Source organism: Janthinobacterium sp. SUN026, from assembly GCF_030397625.1.
GTDB lineage: Bacteria > Pseudomonadota > Gammaproteobacteria > Burkholderiales > Burkholderiaceae_D > Janthinobacterium > Janthinobacterium kumbetense.
The window spans coordinates 167963-190800 of sequence record NZ_JAPQNU010000004.1 but is presented as its reverse complement, the minus strand read 5'-3'; the positions used below and the strand labels follow the sequence as shown (position 1 = coordinate 190800).

Here is a 22838-nt window from a genome sequence, read left to right as displayed (position 1 = left end):
GGCGCCAGCCTGCGTACCCCCAGATAGTTCCCCGCTTTTGTAAAGTCCCGCATGCCATGAGAAAAATCGTCGCCACCTTCTTCGCCGCGTTTTCGCTGGCCTTCCTTGCGACCCTGCCGGCCCTGGCCCAGAGCACGCAAGCCACGCCCGCCCGCCAGGCGGCGCCCAGCCCCGCCATGAAGGTGGCCGTGCGGCGCATGCTCGACGCGATGCAGTTTCCGCAACTGACGCGCAACATCTTCGACCAGATGCTGCAATCGGTGCCGGCCATGATCCGCCAGTCGGCGCAGCAGCAAATCAGCAGCAACCCGAACCTGGACGAGCAGCGCAAGGCGCGCGCGCTGGCCAGCGCCGAGGAAGAAATCCCCCTGGCCATCGCCACCCTGACGCAGGTGCTGGCCGACCCGACCCTGATCGACGAACTGGCCGCCGAAATGGTGCCCCTGTACGCGCGCTTCTACACGGTGCCCGAAGTCGAGCAGCTGACGACCTTCTACAAGACGCCGCTGGGGCGCAAGATGCTGGCCACCATGCCGCAACTGTCTGCCGAATCGATGGCCATCAGCCAGCGCGTGCTGATCCCGCGCGTGAATGCGGTGCTGGACCAGGTCATGCGGGCGGCCACGCAGGCACCCCAATAAGATTTCCATTTTGCCAAGGACCGTATCGTGACCCATATCTACAATTTTTCCGCCGGCCCCGCCGTCCTGCCCAAGGAAGTGCTGGCGCAAGCGGCTGCCGAGATGCAGGACTGGCATGGCAGTGGCATGTCGGTGATGGAAATGAGCCACCGTGGTCCCGAATTCATTTCCATCTACCAGCAGGCAGTGGCCGACCTGCGCGAGCTGCTGGCCGTGCCCGAGAACTACAAGATCCTGTTCCTGCAGGGCGGTGGCCTGGGCGAGAACGCCATCATCCCGATGAACCTGGTGGGCCTGGCCGCGCAGCAGCCGGCCACCGTGGACTTCGTGCACACGGGCTCGTGGTCCGGCAAGTCGATCCAGGAAGCGGCCAAGTACGCCAACGTCAACGTGGCCGCGTCGTCCAAGGCCGCCCGTTTCACGGGCGTGCCGCCGGTCGCCGAATGGCAGTTGACGCCAGGCGCCGCCTACCTGCACATCTGCACCAATGAAACCATCGACGGCGTGGAATTCCAGCAGGCGCCGAACGTGCCGGCAGGGACCACCATCGTGGCCGACATGTCGTCGCACATTCTGTCGCGCGTTATTGATGTATCGCAATATGGCGTCATCTTCGGCGGCGCGCAGAAAAATATCGGTCCGGCCGGCCTGACCCTGGTCATCGTGCGCGAAGACTTGCTGGGCAAGGCGCTGCCGATCTGCCCGTCGGCCTTCGACTGGAGCATCGTGGCCGAACATGAGTCGATGTACAACACGCCGCCCACCTACGGCATCTATATCGCCGGCCTGGTTTTCCAGTGGCTCAAACGCCAGGGTGGCGTTGCAGCCATGGAACAGCGTAATATTGAGAAAGCGGCGCTGCTGTACGCGGCGCTCGATGCGGACGACTTTTACCAGAACCGGGTCGCCCCAGAATACCGCTCGCGCATGACCATCCCGTTCTATCTGCGCGATGAAAGTCTGAACGACGCATTCCTGGCCGGCGCGAAACAGCGCGGCCTGCTGCAACTGAAGGGCCACAAGTCCGTCGGCGGCATGCGTGCATCGATTTATAACGCGATGCCGATCGAGGGCGTGCAAGCCCTGGTCAACTATTTGAACGAGTTTGCCGGACGCTGAGTCGCCTAGACGACCGCGCCGGCCCGCCGCCGGCGCAGGCCGCGCGGCCATGATTGAAGTACAGCTGACGAAACAAACCAACCATGACCGATAAATTGAAACCGCTGCGCGAACAGATCGATGCGATCGACGCGCAAATCCTCGAACTGCTGAACCGCCGCGCGCAAATCGCCCAGCAAGTGGGCCACGTGAAGGCTGAAACGCAGGCGCCCGTGTTCCGCCCCGAGCGCGAGGCGCAGGTGCTGCGCGGCGTGGCCGAACGCAATCCCGGCCCCATGGGCGACCGCGAAGTGCAGACCATCTTCCGCGAAATCATGTCGTCCTGCCGCTCGCTGGAAAAGCGGGTCACCGTGGCCTACCTTGGTCCGGCCGGCACTTTCAGCGAACAAGCCGTGTACCAGCAGTTCGGCAGTGCCGTGGAAGGCTTGCCATGCGCGTCCATCGACGAAGTATTCCGTTCCGCCGAGGCGGGAACGGCGGATTTCGGCGTGGTGCCGATCGAAAATTCCTCGGAAGGCGCCGTCAACCGCACCCTGGACATGATGTTGCAGACGAGTCTCATCATCAGCGGCGAGGTGGCGATCGCCGTGCACCACAGCCTGATGACGAAGAGCGGCAACATGGATGGCGTCACCGCCATCTGCGCCCATTCGCAGGCGCTGGCGCAGTGCCAGGTGTGGCTGAACCAGAATTACCCGCACATCGCGCGCCATGCCGTGGCCTCGAACGCCGAGGCGGCCCGCATGGCCGGCGAAGACGGCACGGTGGCGGCCATCGCCAGCGAACTGGCGGGCGCGCAGTACAAGCTGGGCGTGGTCAAGGGCCATATCCAGGACGACCCGCACAACCGCACGCGCTTTGCCGTCGTTGGCACCTTGCAGACGGCGCCGTCGGGCAAGGACCAGACGTCGCTGGTGCTGGCCGTGCCGAACAAGGCGGGCGCCGTGTACCAGTTGCTCGCGCCCCTGGCGAAACACGGCGTGTCGATGACGCGCTTCGAGTCGCGCCCGGCGCGCATGGGCAGCTGGGAGTATTATTTCTATGTCGACGTGGAGGGCCACGTGCACGACGCAGCCGTCGCCCAGGCGCTGGCCGAGCTGCAAAGCAATGCGGCGTTTTTCAAGGTGCTGGGGTCATATCCTGTCAGCCTGTGAAGCTGTAGCTATTCTTACAATCACCCACTTTTTTAAAGAACACCATGTCTAAAAATATCGGTCCAGAATACGTCCGCGCCATCGCCCCTTACCAGAGCGGCAAACCGATCGCGGAAGTCGCGCGCGAATTCGGCCTCGACGAGGCAGCCATCGTCAAGCTGGCGTCGAATGAAAACCCGTACGGCATGCCGGAATCGGCCAAGCAGGCGATGATCGCCGCCATCGATGACCTGGGCCGCTACCCGGACGCCAACGGCTTCGACTTGAAAGCCGTGCTGTCGAAGCGCTATGACGTGCCGGCCGACTGGATCACCCTGGGCAACGGCAGCAACGACATCCTGGAAATCGCCGCGCACGCGTTTGTGCAGCATGGCGAATCCGTCGTGTACTCGCAGTATTCGTTCGCCGTGTACGCGCTGGCCACGCAAGGCCTGGGCGCGCGCCACATCGTCGTCCCGGCGCAAGCCTATGGCCATGACCTGGACGCCATGGCGGCGGCGATTGCCGACGACACGCGTCTGATTTTCATCGCCAACCCGAACAACCCGACCGGCACCTTCCTGACGGCGGCGCAGCTCGAAGCCTTCCTGCAGAAAGTGCCGGCGCATGTCGTTGTCGTGCTGGACGAGGCCTACAACGAATTCCTGTCGGCCGACGAGCAGTACGAATCGACGGCGTGGGTGCGCCAGTATCCGAACCTGGTGGTCTCGCGCACCCTGTCGAAGGCCTACGGCCTGGCCGGCCTGCGTATCGGCTTCGCCATCGCCCAGCCTGTGCTGACGGACCTGATGAACCGCATCCGCCAGCCGTTCAACGTCAACTCGCTGGCGCAAGCGGCTGCGATTGCCGCCCTGAACGACAAGGCATTCCTCGAGCAAAGCGCGCGTAACAACGCGGCCGGCTACCAGCAGTTTACGGAAGCGTTTGCGCAACTGGGCCTGGAATACGTGCCGTCGCACGGCAATTTCGTGCTGGTGAAGGTGGGCGACGATGATGAAGCGGGCGCGCGCGTGAACCTGGCGCTGCTGAAACAGGGCGTGATCGTGCGCCCCGTGGGCAGCTATGGCTTGCCGCAATGGCTGCGCATTTCCATCGGCCTGCCGCAGGAAAACGCCATCTTCATCGCCGCGCTGACGAAAGCGCTGGCTTGACGCCATGACGACGCCTGCACTGAAGAAGGTCGTCATTTTTGGCGTAGGCCTGATCGGCGGCTCGTTCGCGCGCGCCTTGAAACACGCGGGCGCGGTTCAAACCGTAGTCGGCATGGGCCGCTCGCCCGCCTCGATGGTGCGCGCGCTCGAACTGGGTATCATCGACGAAATCGGCGGCGACATGGCGCAAGCCTTGCATGGCGCCGACCTGGTGCTGCTGGCTGCGCCCGTGGCGCAGACGGGTCCCATCCTGGCATCCATCGCGCCGCACCTGCAGCCCGGCACCATCGTCACCGATGGGGGCAGCACGAAGAGCGACGTGGTGGCGGCCGCGCGCGCGGCGCTCGGCGGCAAGGTGGGCCAGTTCGTGCCCGGCCACCCGATCGCGGGGCGCGAGACGAATGGTCCCGACGCCGCCATCATTGATCTGTATCAAGGCAAGAAAGTGGTGCTCACGCCGCTGGCGGAAAACGCCGCGGACGACGTCGAGCGCGTGGCAGTCGCCTGGCGTGCCTGCGGCGCCATCCTGCACACGTTGACGCCCGAAGAACATGACAAGGTATTTGCCGCCGTCAGCCATCTGCCGCATTTGCTGGCCTTTGCGCTGGTCGACGACATCGCCAACAAACCGCACGCGGGCCTGCTGTTTCAATACGCGGCCAGCGGCTTTCGCGATTTTACGCGCATCGCCGGCTCATCGCCGGAAATGTGGCGCGACATCAGCCTGGCCAACCAGCCGGCGCTGCTGCACGAACTGGACGCCTACCTGGCGCAGTTGACGACCTTGCGCGCCCACCTGGCCGCGCACGACGGCGCCGCCATCGAGGGCGTATACGCGAACGCCCAGCACGCGCGGCAGCAATGGATCGAGGCGATCGAGATGGCGGAAACTCCCGCGCCCGCACAATAAATACTCAAGGATTCCAGCATGACCCAGACCAAGCACTACCCCCACCATATCGACTTGAAACCGGTGATGCACGCCGAGGGCACGGTGCGCTTGCCCGGCTCGAAAAGCATTTCCAACCGCGTGCTGCTGCTGGCCGCGCTGGCCAAGGGCACGACGAAGATCGTCGACTTGCTCGCCTCCGACGACACCTTCGTCATGCTGACGGCCCTGACGTCGCTGGGCGTCAAATGGACGCAGGACGAGTTGCAGGGCGACCCGGCCACCGCGCACCAGATCCACCACGTGGAAGGCTGCGGCGGCGTGTTCCCGCACCACGAGGCTGACCTCTTTATGGGCAATGCCGGTACGGCGATCCGCCCGCTGACGGCGGCGCTGGCCGTCATCGGCGGCGACTACACCTTGCACGGCGTGTCGCGCATGCACGAACGCCCGATCGGCGACCTGGTCGACGCGCTGAACGCCGTCGGCACGCAGATCGAATACACGGGCGAGCAGGGCTTCCCGCCGCTGCGCATCCGCCGCGGCCACATCCACGCGCAGCGCATCGCCGTGCGCGGCAACGTGTCGAGCCAGTTCCTGACGGCCCTCTTGATGGTGGCGCCGCTGATGGCGCGCGATCATGCCGTCACCATCGATGTCACGGGCGAGCTGATTTCCAAGCCGTACATCGAGATCACGCTGAACCTGATGCGCCGTTTCGGCGTGACGGTCGAACATGACGGCTGGCAGTCGTTCACCGTGCAGCCGGGCCAGCAATACCAAAGCCCGGGCACCATCCACGTGGAAGGCGACGCTTCGTCGGCCTCGTATTTCCTGGCGGCCGGCGCCATCGGCGGCGGCCCCGTGCGGGTGGAAGGCGTGGGGCGCGACAGCATCCAGGGCGACGTGCGCTTCGTCGAAGCCTTGCAGCAGATGGGCGCGACCATCACCATGGGCGAGAACTGGATCGAAGCCCGTTCGAACGGCGTGCTGAAAGCCGTCGACATGGACTTTAACCACATCCCCGACGCGGCCATGACGATCGCCGTGGCCGCCCTGTACGCGGACGGCACTTCGACCTTGCGCAATATCGCCAGCTGGCGCGTAAAAGAGACGGACCGCCTGGCCGCCATGGCAACGGAGTTGCGCAAGCTGGGCGCGGAAGTGGAAGAGGGCGCGGACTACCTGCGCGTGACGCCGCCGGCGCAGATTCTTGCCGCCACCATCGACACGTATGACGACCACCGCATGGCCATGTGCTTTTCGCTGGCTTCGCTGGACGGCGCCGCGCGCCGCGGCAACGAGATGCGCATCAACGACCCGAAATGCGTGGCCAAGACCTTCCCCGAGTATTTCGCCGCCTTCGCGGGGATTGCCAAAGACACTTTGATTTAATTGATTGCTAACACTATGCCGACCTCCAACATCCCAGTCATCGCCATCGACGGCCCCACCGCTTCCGGCAAGGGCACGGTGGCGCACCGCGTGGCCGACAAGCTGGGCTTTCATTACCTGGACTCGGGCGCGCTGTACCGCCTGACGGCCTTGAGCGCGCTGCGCCGCGGCACGGACTTGCGCGACGAGCACGCGCTGGCCAAGCTGGCCGAGCACTTGCCCTGTCATTTTGCGGGCGGCGAGATCCTGCTGGCGCATGAAAATGTCACGGAGCAGATCCGTGCCGAAGAAGTGGGGAATACGGCGTCGAAAATTGCTGTTTTACCAACTGTCCGCCATGCCTTGGTCGGTTTGCAGCTGGGCTTTCGCAAGACGCCGGGCCTGGTGGCCGACGGACGCGACATGGGCACGGTGATCTTCCCGCATGCCCCATTGAAGGTGTTCCTGACCGCCAGCGTCGAGGCGCGCGCGCAACGGCGCTACAAGCAATTGATAGACAAGGGTTTTTCTGCTAATATGGAAGACCTTCTGATGGATTTGCAGGCGCGGGACGAACGTGATACTCACCGTGCGATTGCGCCGCTGGTCCCCGCGGAAGGGGCGCATGTCCTCGATACCTCGGCCATGACGGCAGATGATGCCGTCGAAACCGTGTTGAAATGGTATGCCGCAGTTGCAAAATAAGCAGCAAAATAGCGTGTATTGATGTGTAGTGCATGCTATGTGGTGCCCGTTGACGGCTCCTGGCCTGTCCGGGTGTGTCAAAAACCTAACCCAGTTTAAGTCGCATCGTGCGATCTCTGCTGGATAACCTGTGTGAACCCTATGTCTACTGTTACAACTAACGAATCTACCGGTATGGAAAGTTTTGCTGCGCTCTTCGAGGAATCGTTGTCGCGTCAAGATATGCGCTCCGGCGAAGTTATTTCCGCTGAAGTCGTGCGCCTCGACCACAATTTCGTGATCGTGAACGCTGGCCTCAAATCCGAAGCATTCATCCCTGTCGAAGAATTCAAGAACGACCACGGCGAACTGGAAGTCAAAGTTGGTGACTTCGTTTCCGTGGCGATCGAATCGCTGGAAAACGGTTTCGGCGATACCATCCTGTCGCGCGACAAAGCCAAGCGTCTGGCTTCGTGGCTGGCTCTGGAAAAAGCGATGGAATCGGGCGAAATCGTCGTCGGTACCGTCAATGGTAAAGTCAAAGGCGGTCTGACCGTGTTGACCAACGGCATCCGCGCATTCCTGCCGGGCTCGCTGGTTGATACCCGTCCTGTCAAAGACACCACCCCATTCGAAGGCAAAACCCTCGAATTCAAAGTGATCAAGCTGGATCGCAAGCGTAACAACGTGGTTCTGTCCCGCCGCGCCGTCATCGAAGCTTCGATGGGCGAAGAGCGTCAGAAACTGATGGAAACGCTGAAAGAAGGCACGGTCGTGACCGGCGTCGTCAAAAATATCACCGACTACGGCGCGTTCGTGGATCTGGGCGGTATCGATGGCCTGCTGCACATCACCGACCTGGCATGGCGCCGTGTACGTCACCCGTCGGAAGTTCTGACGGTTGGCCAGGAAATCACCGCCAAAGTCCTGAAATACGATCAAGAGAAAAACCGTGTTTCGCTGGGCGTGAAACAACTGGGCGACGATCCTTGGACCGGTCTGTCCCGTCGTTACCCACAAAGCACCCGTCTGTTCGGTAAAGTAACGAACCTGACCGACTACGGCGCGTTCGTTGAAGTGGAACAGGGTATCGAAGGTCTGGTACACGTTTCCGAAATGGACTGGACGAACAAAAACGTTGCTCCTAATAAAGTTGTCCAACTGGGCGACGAAGTAGAAGTGATGGTTCTGGAAATCGACGAAGAGCGTCGTCGTATTTCGCTGGGCATGAAACAATGCAAAGCCAATCCATGGGACGACTTCGGTGTTACCCATAAGAAAGGTGACAAAGTCCGCGGCGCGATCAAATCGATCACCGACTTCGGCGTGTTCATCGGCCTGGCCGGCAACATCGACGGTCTGGTGCACCTGTCCGACCTGTCCTGGACCGAAACCGGCGAAGAAGCCGTGCGTCGCTTCAAGAAAGGTGACGAACTGGAAGCCATCGTTCTGGCCATCGACGTTGAGCGCGAGCGCGTTTCCCTGGGCGTCAAGCAATTGGAAGGTGACCCATTCAACAACTTCGCAGCCATGAACGACAAAGGCTCGCTGGTAACCGGTACCGTTAAATCGGTTGAGCCTAAAGGCGCCGTGATCCAACTGTCCGAAGAAGTTGAAGGCTACCTGCGCGCTTCCGAAATCTCGCGCGACCGCGTTGAAGATGCTGGTACGCACCTGAAAGTCGGCGACACCGTCGAAGCAATGGTGTTGAACATCGACCGCAAAGCCCGTGGTATCCAACTGTCGATCAAAGCGAAAGACAACGTTGAAACCCAGGAAGCCATGCAGAAGATGGCAGCTACCGACAACAACGCAGCTTCGGGCACCACCAGCCTGGGCGCCTTGTTGAAAGCTAAGTTCGATAACAAGAACTAAGACTGCGGATACGGCAGATGACAAAGTCCGAGCTGATCAACCGCCTCGCTGAGCGTTATTCTCAGCTGGTGGCGAAAGATGCGGAGTATGCCGTCAAGACCATTCTCGATGCGATGACCAACGCCCTGGCGACCGGTCAGCGTATCGAGATCCGCGGTTTTGGCAGTTTTGCCCTGAACAGCAGGCCCCCGCGCATCGGCCGCAACCCGAAATCCGGCGACAAGGTGATGGTTCCCGAGAAACGGGTACCCCACTTCAAGCCGGGCAAACAGTTGCGCGAGCGGGTGGACGCGATGGTCGGGCAACCGATCATCGAGGATTAATCGTCTGCTGGAAGGCGACACAAAGAGCGGCGTCCTTGGATGCCGCTTTTTTTTGTTAATATGTTCTAAGTTTATGCCCTGTCGGCATTCACACCACCTTGTGTAGCTTTCTTTGGACCTATCGATGAAAATCATCTCCACCATCGTTGGCTGTGTTCTCTTCGTCCTGTTCTTCAGTTTCGCGCTGAAGAATGCGCAGGTTGTCGACCTGCATGTTTTCCTCAATTATGAAATTCGCGGCCCCCTGGTCCTGATGCTACTGGGCTTTTTTGTCGCCGGCGCCAGCCTGGGCGTACTGGCCCTGACGCCGACCGTGTTCCGTCACCGCCGCGAAGCGAGCAAGCAAAAAACCACCATTGCCGCGCTGCAGACCGTTGGCGTGGCCAGCAATGTCCAGCCGCAACCGGACAGCGTGAGCGCGCAGTAAGCGGCGCCATCGCTCCTATCTCTCTTACTCGAATAAAAACAATCGCATGGATTTTGAACTCTGGTGGCTCTTGGGTATCCCCGTGTTTTTCGCGCTGGGCTGGATTGCCGCGCGTGTTGACATTCATCAACTGGTGTCAGAATCGCGCAGCCTGCCGCGCAATTACTTCAAGGGCTTGAATTTCCTGCTCAATGAGCAGCATGACAAGGCCATCGACGCCTTCATCGAAGTCGTCAAGCTGGACCCGGAATCGGCCGATATGCACTTTGCGCTGGGCAATTTATTCCGCCGCCGCGGCGAGACGGAGCGCGCCATCCGCGTGCACCAGAATTTGCTGGCGCGCCCGGACTTGCCGCTGGAGCAGCAGGGCCATGCCGCCTATGAACTGGGCATGGATTACCTGAAGGCGGGTCTGCTGGACCGCGCCGAAGAAACCTTCAACAGCCTGGTCGACACGCAATATGCGGCCCAGGCGCGCCGCGCGCTGCTGGAAATCTACCAGCGCGAAAAGGAATGGCCACGCGCCATCGAAGCGGCCGTGGGCTTGCAGGAATCGGGCGCCGGCGCGCGCCAGAAGGAAATCGCCCAGTTCTATTGCGAACTGGCGCATGACGCGCTGGTGCACATGAAGCCGGACGAAGCCATGCCGCTGCTGGAAAAAGCCTTGCAGACGGACCGCAAGAGCGTGCGCGCCACCATCCTGACGGGCGACGTGCTGCTGGCGCGCGGCGACGTGGAAGGCGCGCTGACCACCTGGCGCCGCGTGGAGCAGCAAAGCGTGCCGCACGTGGCCCTGGTGGCGCAGCGCCTGATGGATGGTTATACCAAGCTGGGCCGTCCACAGGAAGGCGTCAACCTGCTGCGCTCCTACCTGGAAGAGGCGTCGTCGATCGACTTGATCGAAGTCGTCTTCAAGGCCGTCATCGAGCTCGACGGCGTGGAAGCGGCGAAACAGTTGGTCAGCGCCGAGCTGCGCCGCACGCCGACCCTGCTGGGCCTGGATAAACTGCTGGAAGCGCGCATGATGGATGCGCCGGCCGCCATCTGGTCGGAGCTGTCGATGGTGAAAAACCTCGTGCACGGCTACACGCAGAAGCTGGCCCGCTACCAATGCAGCCACTGCGGCTTCAAGGCGCGCCAGTTCTATTGGCATTGCCCGGGCTGCAACAAGTGGGAAACCTATCCGCCGCGACGCACGGAAGAGCTCAACGTCATGAATTAGTCGTGCCCACCACAGGGCCCATGGCTGCGTTGCAGCGCCTCGCCGTACTATTCGTACTGTCTTCGGCGCCGCGCCTCGCCCTGAACCCTGTGCTGTGCACTTGCAGGTCAGATATATATATTACAAATACGGCACAACCATGAAAATCACCATTATCGGCACGGGCTATGTGGGCCTCGTGACGGGCGCCTGCTTGGCGGAGCTGGGCAATGACGTCTTTTGCCTCGACCTCGACGTACAGAAGGTCGCCTTGCTCAACAGCGGCGGCATCCCCATCCATGAACCGGGCCTGGAAGAAGTCGTGGCGCGCAACCGCGCCGCCGGGCGCATGACCTTTTCCACCGACGTCGAGGCTGCTGCCGCGCACGGCGTGATGCAATTCATCGCCGTCGGCACGCCGCCCGATGAAGACGGTTCGGCCGACCTGCAATACGTGCTGGCCGCCGCGCGCGGCATCGGCAAGTACATGACGGACTTCAAGGTCATCGTCGACAAGTCCACCGTGCCCGTCGGCACGGCCGAAAAAGTCCGCGCCGCCATCCAGGGCGAACTCGATGCGCGCGGCGTGGCCGCCACGTTCTCGGTGGCGTCGAATCCGGAATTCCTCAAGGAAGGCGCGGCTGTCGAAGACTTCATGCGCCCGGACCGCATCGTCATCGGCGTCGACGCCACGCCGGACGGCGAACGCGCGCGCGAATTGCTGAAAAGCCTGTACGCGCCGTTCAACCGCAACCACGAGCGCACCTACTGGATGGACGTGCGCTCGGCCGAATTCACGAAATATGCGGCCAACGCCATGCTGGCCACGCGCATCTCGTTCATGAATGAGCTGGCGAATCTGGCCGACAAGGTGGGCGTCGATATCGAAGCCGTGCGCCACGGCATCGGTTCCGACCCGCGTATCGGCCACAGCTTCCTGTATGCCGGTTGCGGCTACGGCGGTTCCTGCTTCCCGAAAGACGTGCAGGCGCTCGAGCGCACGGCGCGCGGCCACGGCCAGGAATTGCTGATCCTGCGCGCCGTCGAAGCCGTCAACGACCAGCAAAAGCAGGTGCTGGGCCGCAAAGTGGTCGCTCGCTTCGGCGAAGACTTGACGGGCAGGCATTTTGCCGTCTGGGGCCTGGCCTTCAAGCCGAATACGGACGACATGCGCGAAGCGTCGGCCCGCGTGCTGCTGGCCGACTTGCTGGGGCGCGGCGCCACGGTGGCCGTGTACGACCCCGTCGCCATGGCCGAGGCGCGCCGCGTGCTGCAACTGGACTTGACGCCGGAGCAACTGGCGAAGGTGCGCTTTGCCGACAGTCCGAAGGATGCGCTGCAGGACGCCGATGCGCTGGTCATCGTGACCGAATGGAAAGCCTTCCGCAGCCCCGACTTCGAGCAGGTCAAGGCGCGCCTGAAGCAGGCCGTCGTCTTTGACGGGCGCAACCTGTTCGAGCCGGCCGTCATGGCCGAGAATGGCATCGAATACCACGGGATCGGCCGCTCGATCCTGACGCGCGCATGAGCGCCCAAGAGGTGGTCGCCTTGACGGCGCCGGCCGCATTGGCCCAGGTACGCCTGCTGGTGGTGGGCGATGTGATGCTGGACCGCTACTGGTTCGGTGACGTCAGCCGCATCTCGCCGGAAGCGCCCGTGCCCATCGTGCGCATCGAAAAGCGCGAGGAACGCCTGGGCGGCGCGGCCAACGTGGCGCGCAACGCGGCCGCGCTGGGCGCGAAGACGAGCTTGCTCGGCGTGGTGGGCGACGACGAGGCCGGCAGCCAGGTCGAGCGTCTGCTCGAAGGCGGCGGCATCCACAGCTATCTGCAGCGCGACGCAGCCATTTCCACCATCATCAAGCTGCGCGTGATCGGCCGCCAGCAGCAGATGTTGCGCATCGACTTCGAGGATGCGCCCAGCGATACGGTGCTGCGCGACAAGCTGGCGCAGTTCAACGCGCTGCTGCCCCATTATGACGTGGTGATCCTGTCCGACTACGCCAAGGGCAGCCTGGTGAACGTGGCCGAGATGATCAAGGCGGCCCGGGCCGCCGGCAAGATCGTCATGGTCGACCCGAAAGGCGATGATTTCAGCCGCTATTCAGGTGCGTCAGTACTCACTCCGAACAAGTCCGAACTGCGCCGCGTGATCGGCAGCTGGAATACGGAGGAGCAACTCACGGAGCGCGCGCAGCAGATGCGCGCGCAACTGGGGCTGGACGCCTTGCTGCTGACCCGTTCCGAAGAAGGCATGAGCTTGTACACGGCCGATGAGGTGCTGCACATGCCGACCGATGCGCGCGAAGTGTTCGACGTCTCGGGTGCCGGCGACACGGTGATAGCCACCATGGCAGCCATGCTGGGGGCCGGCATGGCCCTGGGCGACGCCGTGCGCACGGCCAACCGCGCCGGCGGCATCGTCGTCGGCAAGCTGGGCACGGCCACCGTCACCCGCGACGAGCTGTTTTCGCAGTAATATGTTGTATCGCCTGCGCCGGACCGTTTGATCTGGCGCAGGTTTTCCCGCAGTTCCGCAGTCCCATCTTGTCAACCGTATCACGCTACAGCCGTTAAAGCCGTTAAGGCGCTGTTCCTCCCTTGCGTTCGAGTCATCTTGAAACCACATCACGGAGAGATACCCATGTTCAAAAAAATACTGCTGGCCATCGCCACCCTGATCGCGACGATGGGCTTTGCCTTTGCCCAGGTCGATGTCAACAAGGCGGACCAGGCGGCACTCGACAGCGTCAAGGGCATCGGCCCCGTCACGTCGAAAGCCATCGTCGATGAGCGCGCCAAGGGCGGTGCCTTCAAGGATTGGGCCGATTTCGAAAGCCGCGTAAAAGGTATCGGCCCGAAAAGCTCCGTGAAACTGTCGGAAGCGGGCTTGCAAGTGAATGGCCAGGCCAAGTCCGGCGCGCCAGCGGCACCCGCTCCGGCGGCGAAAGCTGCCCCGGCAAAAAAGGATGCTGCAGTGAAGGAAGTTGCAGCGAAAGAAGCCGCACCGAAGCCAGCTGCTGCGACCGACACCGCTGCGGCACCAGCCAAGTCGGCCGCTGAAGCGAAGAAGGAAGCTGCTGCAGCCAAGAAAGAAGCCAAGGCCGCTGCCGCTGCCGCCAAGAAAGAAGCCGCCGCCAAGGCAGTGCCTGCTGCTGCGCCGGCTCCCGCTGCTGCCGCGGCCGATGCCGCCCCTGTGAAAACGGCTGCCGAGACGAAGAAGGAAGCCGCTGCCGCGAAGAAAGCGGCAACGGCGGCCAAGAAAGAAGCCAAGGCTGCGGAAGCGGCTGCGAAGAAGGAAGCCAAACTGGCTGCTGCCGACGCGAAGAAGGCAGAAGCCGAGAAAAAGTAAGCGTGTTGCTGTAAAGCGTGTTGCGTGGTGGTGCCGCGCAGCACGAGAAGAAAACCCCGCGTGGTACCGGCCGCGTGGGGTTTTTTTTATTCCGCGGCCGGAACTTCCCGCTTGTCGGTGGGCCGGAATGGCGCAGCCAGTTGCCCTGCCAGCGACTTCGGCATGTACGCCTCGATGCCGCAGGCATCGGGCCATGTGCGCGGCAAGTGATGGGTGCCGAACACCCGGTCCAGCACGGGCAGGGTTGACGCATAGTTGCGGTTGATGTGTTCGAACTTACTGTGGTGCCAGTGGTGGAAGGCGGGTGTGGCCACCAGCCATTCCAGCGGGCCGAAGCGCCAACGCAGGTTGGCGTGGATGAAGAAACCCCAGACGGTGCCGATCAGCAGCAAGAGCACGGGTGCCGCGCTGCCTGCCGCGCCGGGGCCGGCCAGGCCCAGCAGATACAGCGGTGTCAGGCCGAATAGGCGCGTGATGACCATGTCGACGGGATGGGTGCGCGTATTGGCGAGGAAATACAGCTGTTCCGTGCTGTGGTGCACGGCATGGTAGCGCCACAGCCATGGAATTTCATGGCTGAGCCTATGCCCCCAGTAAGTGCCGACTTCGCCGATCAGCAAGCCCAGCAGAAGCTTGCCCCACAGGGGCAGGGCAGACATGGTGGCGGGGATGGCGTCCGGCAGCAGGTGCTGGCCGGCGACGGCGAGCAGGGCCAGCGGCGCGGCCAGCAAGGCGGCCGGCAGTAGGCTGCTGATGAAATAAAAGCCCAGGTCGCTGAACAGTTCCGTGCGGGAGCGCCCCGCGTGGCGTTCGCCAAAGAAGCGCTCGAGCGGCACGAAGATCACGGCCAGCAGCACCAGCCACAGGCTCAGGCGCAGCACATCGACGGCGATGCCGGGCAGGTGGGTTTGCAGGGTGTGCAGCAGGCTCATTTCATTCCATCAGGTAAGAAACAAAAAAATCCGGACAAAGCTGGGCTGGTCCGGATTCTGTCACGCGCGCTGGCGGCTCAGACTGCTACAGCAGCCTTGCGGCGGCGTGCCATGAAGCCCAGAAGGCCCAGGCCGCCGATCAGCATGCCCCAGGTCGACGGTTCCGGCACGGCCGACACCAATGAGACGCCGTCGAGCAGCATGAATGGCGGCGCGCCGGACGGGCTGCCCTTGGCCATGAACGACAGCAATTCGCTGCTGTTGGCGGCCGTGAAGGTCATGCTGGCCTGGTGCCAGCCCGTGAAACCCTGGCTGACGTTGGCCAGGGACGCCGTCTGCTGTTTGCTGTTGCCCAGCGACACATCCCAGTAATTGACCAGGTTATCGCCACGGAAGCCCACTTGCTGGGCCGCGCCGTAGGAAAAGCTCAGGGTGTAGGCCTGGCCGGGGATCAGGCCGCTGACTTGCTGCGTGACGGGGCCGGGAAAGTAATCCCAGTCGGCCGCCAGCACATTGCCGCCCGTCGGACTGGCGCCCAGACCGTTTTGCGGGCCGTGGCCGCTGTACGAATTCGGACCCCACAAGGCCAGCGCCGTCGCGGCGTTGGTGTCGTCGATGTTGTTACCGTTCAAGACGAAGTTATAGCCTTTGCTGGACCAGTCGCTCAGGTAGGTGCGGTCCGCGCGCGCGTACGTGCCTTCGTTCAGCTGTTTCGAGGTACCGTTGCTGGTCAGTTCGAAATCGCCATTCTTGACCAGGTTGGTCGTGGCGGCCTGGGCGGCGGTGACGCACAGGGAAGCGACGGCCAGCGCCAGCAAGGTAGATGTTTTACGCATGATAAAGCTCCAAAAGTGACAGGGTAGTGTTGCAGTCTGTCGGCGAGCTTTTGGCCAACGTTTATTCAATCGCGGAAGGGGCGAGAAGGGTACTTCAAGGACAGCGGTGGTGTCCCGTCGAAGCGATTATAGCAGCGTTTGGCAAAACAGCATCTAACATGTCTCGAAAACAACAAATATTTTTAGATGGCAATCTTGCCAGGATTAAAGTTTTTACATGCCGCGCACGCCTACAGCTGCGATTCGATCGGCAGCCAGCGCATCACGGATACCAGCGTGCGGCGCCAGAAGCCTGCTTCGGGATCGTGCGTCCACACTTTGGCGGGTTCCTCGGTAGCATCGGACCAGCGCAGGGCGCCCTTGTCGAGGAACACGCGGTAGCTGGTGTCGCTGGCCGTCGAATGCTGGAACAGCGCGCGCATGTCGGCCGCCAGCGCGGCATCGTCGAACAGCACGCCCATTTCCGTATTCAGCTGGGCCGAGCGGGGATCGAGGTTGAAGGAGCCGACGAAACCCCGCTGGCCATCCACCACGACGGCCTTGGTATGCAGGCTGGCGCGGCTCGAGCCCATCAGGCTGATGCGCTTGCGGTGCAGGGTCTTCAATTCATACAGCTCGATGCCGCCGCCCAGCAGCGCCTGGCGGTAGCGCGCATAGCCTGCATGCACGAGGGCAACGTCGGTGGCGGCCAGCGAGTTGGTCAGCACCTGGACCTGGACGCCGGCGGCAACCTTTTCACCCAGGGTCTGCGTCAGTTCCGCGCCGGGCACGAAGTATGGCGAGGTCAGCAGCGCTTCCTCGCGCGCGTCCGTCAGCAGCGGCAGCAAGCTGTGCATGAGCCAGTGCTCGCTGCGCTGCAAACTGGCCACGGGCGCGGCTTTTTCCGGCGGGTCCGACAATACTTGCACGTGCGTGCTCCAGTGCAGGCGCAGGCGGCCATCGAGGTGGGCTTGCAGCTGGCCCGCATCGGTCAGCTGGCGCAGGTAGGGCGAGGCGTCCAGTTCTCCGGTCAGCGCGTCGAGGCGGGTGCGCACGGCCTGTAGCTCCGATGCGCCCGTGTTCTTGCCAGCGTGCAAGGCGCTGATGGGAATGACGGCGCGGCTGTTCCAGAAGCGGTCGAAGATGTCGCTCGTCTGCTGCACGGCGGGTCCCACCAGCAGCAAGTCGGCATCCTGGAAATTGACTTGCTCTGCGGCATCGAAGTATTCATCGCCGATATTGCGCCCGCCGACGAGGGCGACCCTGCCGTCGACGATCCAGGCCTTGTTGTGCATGCGCCGGTTCAGGCTGACGGCGCGCAAGGCCATTTCCATGGCGCGCAACCAGATGCCGTCGCGGTTGCGGCCCGGATTGAAGATGCGCACGTCGATCAGCGGGTGGCTGTCGAGCGCCAGGATGGCGGCGTCCTGGCCCCGCGCGTTGATATCGTCGAGCAACACGCGCACGCGCACGCCACGGTCGGCCGCGCGCAGCAGTTCGCGCACGAGCAGGCGTCCCGTGACGTCGTTATGCCAGATGTAGTATTGCAGGTCGATGCTGCGGCCCGCTTCGCGCGCGCTCAGGGCGCGCAGGGCGAACGCTTCCAGGTTGTCGTCGATCAGCGCCGTGCCGCTGTGGCCCGGGCGTTGCGCCAGCTGCGGCGCCAGCACGCGGTCGAGCAGGGTGGCATCCATCGCCACGGGCAAGGCCATTCCTGGCGCACCCAGCGACCGCTCGGCGAAACGCCCGTAGCTGTACAGGGCAGCGATGCTGAGCACGGTAAACAAGGTGGCCAGCAGCAACAGTTTGACGAGCATGCGGCGCACCGTCAGCGAACCGCGGGCATGCTGCGGCGCGAGGAAAGCTTGGCGGTGTGGGGCATGCGGACTCTTTCAGCTGGATGGCAACAGCCGATTGTAGCAGTTTCTACAATGCACGATTTTCAGGCGGAGCCCGCCGGCAACCGCGCCAGGAAGCCGTGAATCTGCGACACCACGGCCGCCCCTTCGCCGACGGCGGCGGCCACGCGCTTGGTGGAACCGGCCCGCACGTCGCCGATGGCGAACACGCCCGGCACGCTCGTTTCCAGGGCGGCCCGCTCCGGCAAGTCCGGCGGCGGGTAGGCTAAATGCGCCGCATGGCCATGCGCGCGGCATTCGGCGCGCGTGACGTCGAAGCCCGTGCGGATGAAGCCCTGTTCATCGACGGCCACGGCGCAGTCGTGCAGCCAGTCCGTGTTCGGATCGGCGCCGACGAAGAGAAACACGCGGCGCACGGCGCAAGCGGCTTCCTCGCCCGTGCGGTTGTTGCGCCAGCGCACCTCCGTCAAGCCATCGTCGTCGCCTTCGAGGGCGATGATTTCCGTGTGCGTGTGCAAGGTGATGTTGGGCGTGGCGGCGATGCGCTCGATCAAATAGCTCGACATGCTGGCCGCCAGCCCTTCGCCGCGGATCACCATGTGGACCTTGGCGGCATGGCCGGAGAGAAACACGGCCGCCTGGCCGGCCGAATTGCCGCCGCCGACCAGGATGATCTCTTCCTGCCGGCACAGCTTGGCTTCGATGGGCGAAGCCCAGTAATACACGCCCCGTCCCTCATACGTTTTCAGGTTCGCCAGCGAGGGGCGGCGATAGCGCGCGCCGCACGACAGCACCACCGTGCGGGCCCGCACCTGCGTGCCGTTGCACAGGTTGACGCGCAGGGGCCAGGTGTCGCACAGCAAGTTGGCGGCGCTGGCCGGCGTGGCGATTTCGACGCCAAATTTTTGCGCCTGCACATAGGCGCGCCCCGCCAAGGCGCGGCCAGAGATGCCGGTGGGAAAACCCAGGTAATTTTCGATGCGCGCGCTGGCGCCTGCCTGGCCGCCGTACGCGCGCTGCTCCAGCGCCAGCACGGTGAGACCTTCGGACGCCGCATACACGGCCGTGGCCAGGCCGGCAGGGCCGGCGCCCACCACTAGCACGTCAAAAATCTTGTCGCCGGACAAATCGGGCAGCATGCCCAGACAGCGCCCCAGTTCCGCATTGCCAGGATTCTTCATGATCTTGCCGTCCGGACAGACCACCAGCGGCCATTCCTGCGGCGTGGGCTGGTAGCGCCCGGCCAGCGCGGCGGCGGCCGCATCCGTGGCCGGATCGAGTACCGTGTGCGGATGGCCATTGCTAGACAGGAAACTTTGCAGGTGGAACAGATTGCCGTTGCCGCGCGGCCCCACCAGCACGGGGCCGCCCGAGTTGGATTCGATCAGCGCCACGCGGCGCAGGATCAGGGCGCGCACGATGCGTTCGCCCATCTCCGCCTCGGCTACGATCAGCGCGCGCAAGGATTCCGAGCTGATGTCGAGCAATTCCACGGCGCCCACGGCGCTGCCGTTGACGAGGGTGGGGCGGCCGGACAATTGCGCCACTTCGGCAATGAAGTGGCCGACGCCCACTTCGCGCAGCTGCGACGCCTGCCCCAGCACTTCGTGACGCTTGATGCTGACCCGCCCGGACAATATCACCAGCATGCCGAAGCTGCTGCTGCCCGCCTCGAACAGCGTATCGCCATCGGCAAAGCGCCGCCGCGTGCCATAGCGCTGCAAGCGCTGCAGTTCGAGCGCGGTGAAGACGGGCGAGATCTGGTGGCTGCGGCCCTGCAAGTCGAGCGTGGCAAACTGGACGGGATCGTCCTGCGTCGTTTCGGGAATGAATTCGGGTGTGTTGCTGGCCATGGCGAGTCCGTTCGGAGGCTGAATAAGCAAATAACAAAAATAACTAACAGTGGCGAGTCTAGCGCATGCGGCGCGCGCCTGCCGCAATCGCCCTTGTACACGCCCGGAAACGGCAGCGCGGCAGGCGCCGTGCGGCATGCGGCGGCGCAGCCGGACGCGCGCGCAGGCCCGGATGCAGGCGCCGATGAGCGATACGCCACCCAGCATCTCATATTAGAATGGGTCTTTGTTGAATCTACTCAAACAGACACGATGGCTTACAAGACACTTGAAGATACGATAGGCAATACCCCGCTGGTGCAGCTGACGCGCTTGCCGGGTGCCGATGCGCTTGCGCGCAACAACGTCATCCTTGGCAAGCTGGAGGGCAATAATCCGGCCGGCTCCGTGAAGGATCGCGCCGCCATGTCCATGCTCAAGCGCGCTGAAGAGCGCGGCGTCATCAAGCCGGGCGATACCCTGATCGAGGCGACCAGCGGCAATACGGGCATCGCGCTGGCCATGGCCGCCGCCTTGCGCGGCTACAAGATGCTGCTCCTGATGCCGGACAATCTCAGCGTGGAGCGCCGCCAGAGCATGGCCGCCTACGGCGCCGACATCCTGTTGACGCCGAAGACGGGCGGCATGGAATATGCGCGCGACCTGGCCGAGCAGATGCAGAAGGATGGCCGTGGCGTGATCCTCGACCAGTTCGCCAACGAAGACAATTCGCGCGCCCACTATGAAAGCACGGGGCCGGAAATCTGGCGCGATACCAATGGCCAGATCACGCATTTCGTCAGCGCCATGGGCACGACGGGCACCATCATGGGCGTGTCGCGCTATTTGAAGGAGCAGAATCCCGCCATCCAGATCATCGGCGCCCAGCCCGAGGAAGGTTCGCAGATTCCCGGCATCCGCAAGTGGCCGGAAGCGTACTTGCCGAAAATATATGACAAGTCGCGCGTGGACCAGGTGGAATACGTGAGCCAGGGTGTGGCCGAACGCATGGCGCGCAGCCTGGCGGCGGAAGAGGGCTTGTTCTGCGGCATCTCGGCCGCCGGCGCGTGCGAAATCGCGCTGCGCATCTCGCAAACGGTGGAAAACGCGACGATCGTGTTCGTCGTCTGCGACCGTGGCGACCGCTATCTGTCGACCGGCGTGTTTCCTGCTTGATAGTTGATACGGGAAAATAATATCGGCCAGAACGGCCTGAGAACTGCTGGAAATACCCCCTCCCCATGGCGGGGAGGGAAAACCTGCGCAACTGGCAGGATCAGCCTTGTGGCGTTTCGCCTTCTTTTGGCTTGAATTGCTTGTCGCTGATGCGGAATTTGTTGCGACGGTCACCCATCAGGTAACGCAGGTCGCGGATGCTCAGGTCGCTAACTTCGTGCATGCGGATCAGCAGCGATGCGCCGACCGGCAGGCGGTGGTGGCGGATTTTGCTGATGACTGGCGGCGCTACTTCCAGCGCGCGGGACAGGGCTGCGTCGTTTTTCAGGCGCAGGTTTTCGATCAGGGTATCGAGCAATCTGTTTGGGTTGTATTGAAGCAGATCGTCGGAGTCCGAATCGCTGTTCATATCAATGCCGACTTGGTTTGTCATGATGTTATTGTTCCTTCTGTAGTTGCACTGCAAAGTAAAAAACACTCGGAGCTCGCTCTTGCTGCGTTCATGTTCATTCTTTACTAAAAGGAACGAATTCACACACGGTACGATCCGGGATACAGTTTTTCGTAATATATACACAATTGTACAACAGGATTCAATTTCAGGCCGGAAAGCCCAGTAATCTTGCTTTGTACAAAATAGGTGTTGTCTTGTTGCAACACCTATTTATTCTTTATTATGCTCTATGATAGAACAAAAATTGTACTTTGACAAAAGTTAAGTATAAAACCATTTCCGTATTCCGTGCCGCACAAAGGCTGGCGAGCAAGGCTGGCACATGTTATCGGCCCTACCATAGACTTGTTTTCTGGTCGCTTCAACATCCCTTACGCTTTCTTACAAGTAATATTATAACTTTACACCGACTTTCAGTTAGCGTGCGCGCACTTGACTGATGGCCTTGCCCAAGTCGATCACTGACATGGCATAAAAATAACTTCTGTTGTACTGAGTTATAGCAAAGAAGTTATTGGTTGCCAAGTGATACTCAGTTGCTTCTGAACCATTTTGCAGATCGATCAGGCCGAACAACATGTTCTGCGGCGTGGACGGGCCAGCGCTCACGCCGGCCTCCTGCAATTCCGCCAGCCGGTACTTGGCTTGCAAGCCCTGGCCGATGAATTTTTCCCAGGCGCGGCTGGCAGAGACGGTGACGGGATAGGTGCTGATGACGGGATCGTCGCGCCGCCAGCCGTGCTCGACGAGGAAATGCGCGACGCTGCCGATGGCGTCGGCCGTGGAATTGCGCAGGTCGATGTGACTATCGCCATCGAAGTCCACCGCATATTTCATGATGCTGCTAGGCATGAACTGGGGCAAGCCGATGGCGCCCGCATACGAGCCGAGCAGGGTCAAGGGATCGATGCCATCCTTGCGCGCGTACAGCAGCGCGTTTTCCAGTTCTCCCTTGAAAAACTCCATGCGCGCGGCGCGGGTCGGGCTTTCCGGATAGGAAAACGCCAGGGTGGTCAGCGCGTCGAGCACGCGGAAGCGGCCCGTGTTGCGTCCATACACCGTTTCCACGCCGATGATGCCGACGATGATTTCGGCCGGCACTCCATACTCGCGTTCGGCGCGCGCCAGCGCTTCCGCATTTTCTTCCCAGAATTTCACGCCCGCATTGATGCGCACCGGCTCGATGAAGCGGGCGCTGTACGCTTGCCAGTTCTTCGGTTTGCCCGGCGGGGCCGGCTTCATCAGTTGCACGGTCGATTCGACATAGCGCACCTTGCCGATCAGGGTATCGAGTTCGGCGCGGTTAAAGCCATGCTTGGCGGACATGTCGTCGAGGAAAGCGCGTACTTCTTTCCAGTTGGCATAGTCGACAAATTCGCCTTCGAAGTCGAATTTCGCCGGCGCTTTCTTCGCCGCTGGCTTGCCGGCAACCTTCTTGACGGGCTGGGCCTTGGCCGCGCGCACGGCGCGGGCGCGGTCGGCGTCGGAAATATTGCTGTTTTCGCCAGCGTGCGCGGTGGACAGGCACAGGGGAAGGGAGAGGAGCAGGGACAGGGCGGAGGTTTTGATCGGTAACAAGGA

At 62.4% G+C, this 22838-nt stretch carries 21 protein-coding genes; 15 read left to right on the top strand and 6 right to left on the bottom strand.

Going from position 1 to position 22838, the window contains the following annotated elements; all coding sequences use genetic code 11:
- Positions 1-56 precede the first annotated feature (56 nt).
- The 14 genes from OX459_RS19245 (at position 57) to OX459_RS19180 (ending at position 14189) form a co-directional block, all read left to right on the top strand.
- Complete coding sequence (locus OX459_RS19245) at positions 57-641, top strand: DUF2059 domain-containing protein (protein ID WP_289906215.1); 585 nt, start codon at positions 57-59, stop codon at positions 639-641.
- 27 nt (positions 642-668) lie between these two features.
- Complete coding sequence (gene serC, locus OX459_RS19240; RefSeq protein ID WP_289906214.1) at positions 669-1760, top strand: 3-phosphoserine/phosphohydroxythreonine transaminase; 1092 nt, start codon at positions 669-671, stop codon at positions 1758-1760.
- An 83-nt stretch (positions 1761-1843) separates the two neighbouring features.
- Entirely contained in the window at positions 1844-2914 is a 1071-nt protein-coding gene (pheA, locus tag OX459_RS19235) for a prephenate dehydratase (RefSeq protein ID WP_077400751.1), read from the top strand.
- 44 nt (positions 2915-2958) lie between these two features.
- Complete coding sequence (hisC, locus tag OX459_RS19230) at positions 2959-4065, top strand: histidinol-phosphate transaminase (RefSeq protein ID WP_289906213.1); 1107 nt, start codon at positions 2959-2961, stop codon at positions 4063-4065.
- Positions 4066-4069: 4 nt separating this feature from the next.
- Positions 4070-4975 (top strand): prephenate dehydrogenase/arogenate dehydrogenase family protein, encoded by a 906-nt coding sequence (locus OX459_RS19225; protein ID WP_289906212.1) that lies wholly within the window; start codon positions 4070-4072, stop codon positions 4973-4975.
- An 18-nt stretch (positions 4976-4993) separates the two neighbouring features.
- A complete protein-coding gene (gene aroA / locus OX459_RS19220) occupies positions 4994-6349 on the top strand; it encodes a 3-phosphoshikimate 1-carboxyvinyltransferase (RefSeq protein ID WP_099665146.1) in 1356 nt (451 codons plus the stop codon).
- A gap of 15 nt (positions 6350-6364) precedes the next feature.
- Positions 6365-7033 carry a (d)CMP kinase gene (gene cmk / locus OX459_RS19215; protein WP_099665145.1) on the top strand — a complete coding sequence of 223 codons (669 nt, stop codon included), beginning with the start codon at positions 6365-6367 and terminating at the stop codon, positions 7031-7033.
- Between the two features lie 141 nt (positions 7034-7174).
- Positions 7175-8887: a 30S ribosomal protein S1 gene (gene rpsA / locus OX459_RS19210; RefSeq protein ID WP_071650172.1), complete on the top strand. Its 1713-nt coding sequence runs from the start codon at positions 7175-7177 to the stop codon at positions 8885-8887.
- 17 nt (positions 8888-8904) lie between these two features.
- Positions 8905-9210 carry an integration host factor subunit beta gene (locus OX459_RS19205; RefSeq protein WP_008446215.1) on the top strand — a complete coding sequence of 102 codons (306 nt, stop codon included), beginning with the start codon at positions 8905-8907 and terminating at the stop codon, positions 9208-9210.
- A gap of 124 nt (positions 9211-9334) precedes the next feature.
- Complete coding sequence (locus OX459_RS19200; RefSeq protein ID WP_077400759.1) at positions 9335-9637, top strand: LapA family protein; 303 nt, start codon at positions 9335-9337, stop codon at positions 9635-9637.
- 46 nt (positions 9638-9683) lie between these two features.
- The gene (gene lapB, locus OX459_RS19195) at positions 9684-10859 is read left to right on the top strand and encodes a lipopolysaccharide assembly protein LapB (protein WP_077400762.1); all 1176 of its coding nucleotides are present in this window, start codon (positions 9684-9686) and stop codon (positions 10857-10859) included.
- Positions 10860-10998: 139 nt separating this feature from the next.
- Positions 10999-12366: a UDP-glucose/GDP-mannose dehydrogenase family protein gene (locus tag OX459_RS19190; protein ID WP_099665144.1), complete on the top strand. Its 1368-nt coding sequence runs from the start codon at positions 10999-11001 to the stop codon at positions 12364-12366.
- Entirely contained in the window at positions 12363-13316 is a 954-nt protein-coding gene (gene rfaE1, locus OX459_RS19185; protein ID WP_077400769.1) for a D-glycero-beta-D-manno-heptose-7-phosphate kinase, read from the top strand. Before OX459_RS19190 ends, rfaE1 begins: the two co-directional genes overlap by 4 nt.
- A gap of 165 nt (positions 13317-13481) precedes the next feature.
- Positions 13482-14189 carry a helix-hairpin-helix domain-containing protein gene (locus tag OX459_RS19180; protein ID WP_099665143.1) on the top strand — a complete coding sequence of 236 codons (708 nt, stop codon included), beginning with the start codon at positions 13482-13484 and terminating at the stop codon, positions 14187-14189.
- 86 nt (positions 14190-14275) lie between these two features.
- Here the strand turns inward: OX459_RS19180 and OX459_RS19175 are convergent, their stop codons facing one another.
- From OX459_RS19175 to OX459_RS19160, 4 genes are all read right to left on the bottom strand, one after another.
- Positions 14276-15121: a sterol desaturase family protein gene (locus OX459_RS19175; RefSeq protein ID WP_289906211.1), complete on the bottom strand. Its 846-nt coding sequence runs from the start codon at positions 15119-15121 to the stop codon at positions 14276-14278.
- A 77-nt stretch (positions 15122-15198) separates the two neighbouring features.
- Positions 15199-15957, bottom strand: coding sequence for a PEPxxWA-CTERM sorting domain-containing protein (locus tag OX459_RS19170; protein WP_289906210.1), 759 nt, complete (start codon positions 15955-15957; stop codon positions 15199-15201).
- A 230-nt stretch (positions 15958-16187) separates the two neighbouring features.
- Positions 16188-17753, bottom strand: coding sequence for a phospholipase D family protein (locus OX459_RS19165; RefSeq protein WP_289906209.1), 1566 nt, complete (start codon positions 17751-17753; stop codon positions 16188-16190).
- A 125-nt stretch (positions 17754-17878) separates the two neighbouring features.
- The gene (locus OX459_RS19160) at positions 17879-19648 is read right to left on the bottom strand and encodes an FAD-dependent oxidoreductase (RefSeq protein WP_289906208.1); all 1770 of its coding nucleotides are present in this window, start codon (positions 19646-19648) and stop codon (positions 17879-17881) included.
- Between the two features lie 252 nt (positions 19649-19900).
- Between OX459_RS19160 and cysM the strand changes: the two genes are divergently transcribed.
- A complete protein-coding gene (gene cysM / locus OX459_RS19155; protein WP_289906207.1) occupies positions 19901-20803 on the top strand; it encodes a cysteine synthase CysM in 903 nt (300 codons plus the stop codon).
- A gap of 100 nt (positions 20804-20903) precedes the next feature.
- On the opposite strand, the gene OX459_RS19150 is transcribed toward cysM, so the two are convergent.
- The gene (locus OX459_RS19150; RefSeq protein WP_034751784.1) at positions 20904-21236 is read right to left on the bottom strand and encodes a hypothetical protein; all 333 of its coding nucleotides are present in this window, start codon (positions 21234-21236) and stop codon (positions 20904-20906) included.
- Positions 21237-21674: 438 nt separating this feature from the next.
- A complete protein-coding gene (mltB, locus tag OX459_RS19145) occupies positions 21675-22835 on the bottom strand; it encodes a lytic murein transglycosylase B (RefSeq protein WP_289906206.1) in 1161 nt (386 codons plus the stop codon).
- Positions 22836-22838: the final 3 nt, after the last annotated feature.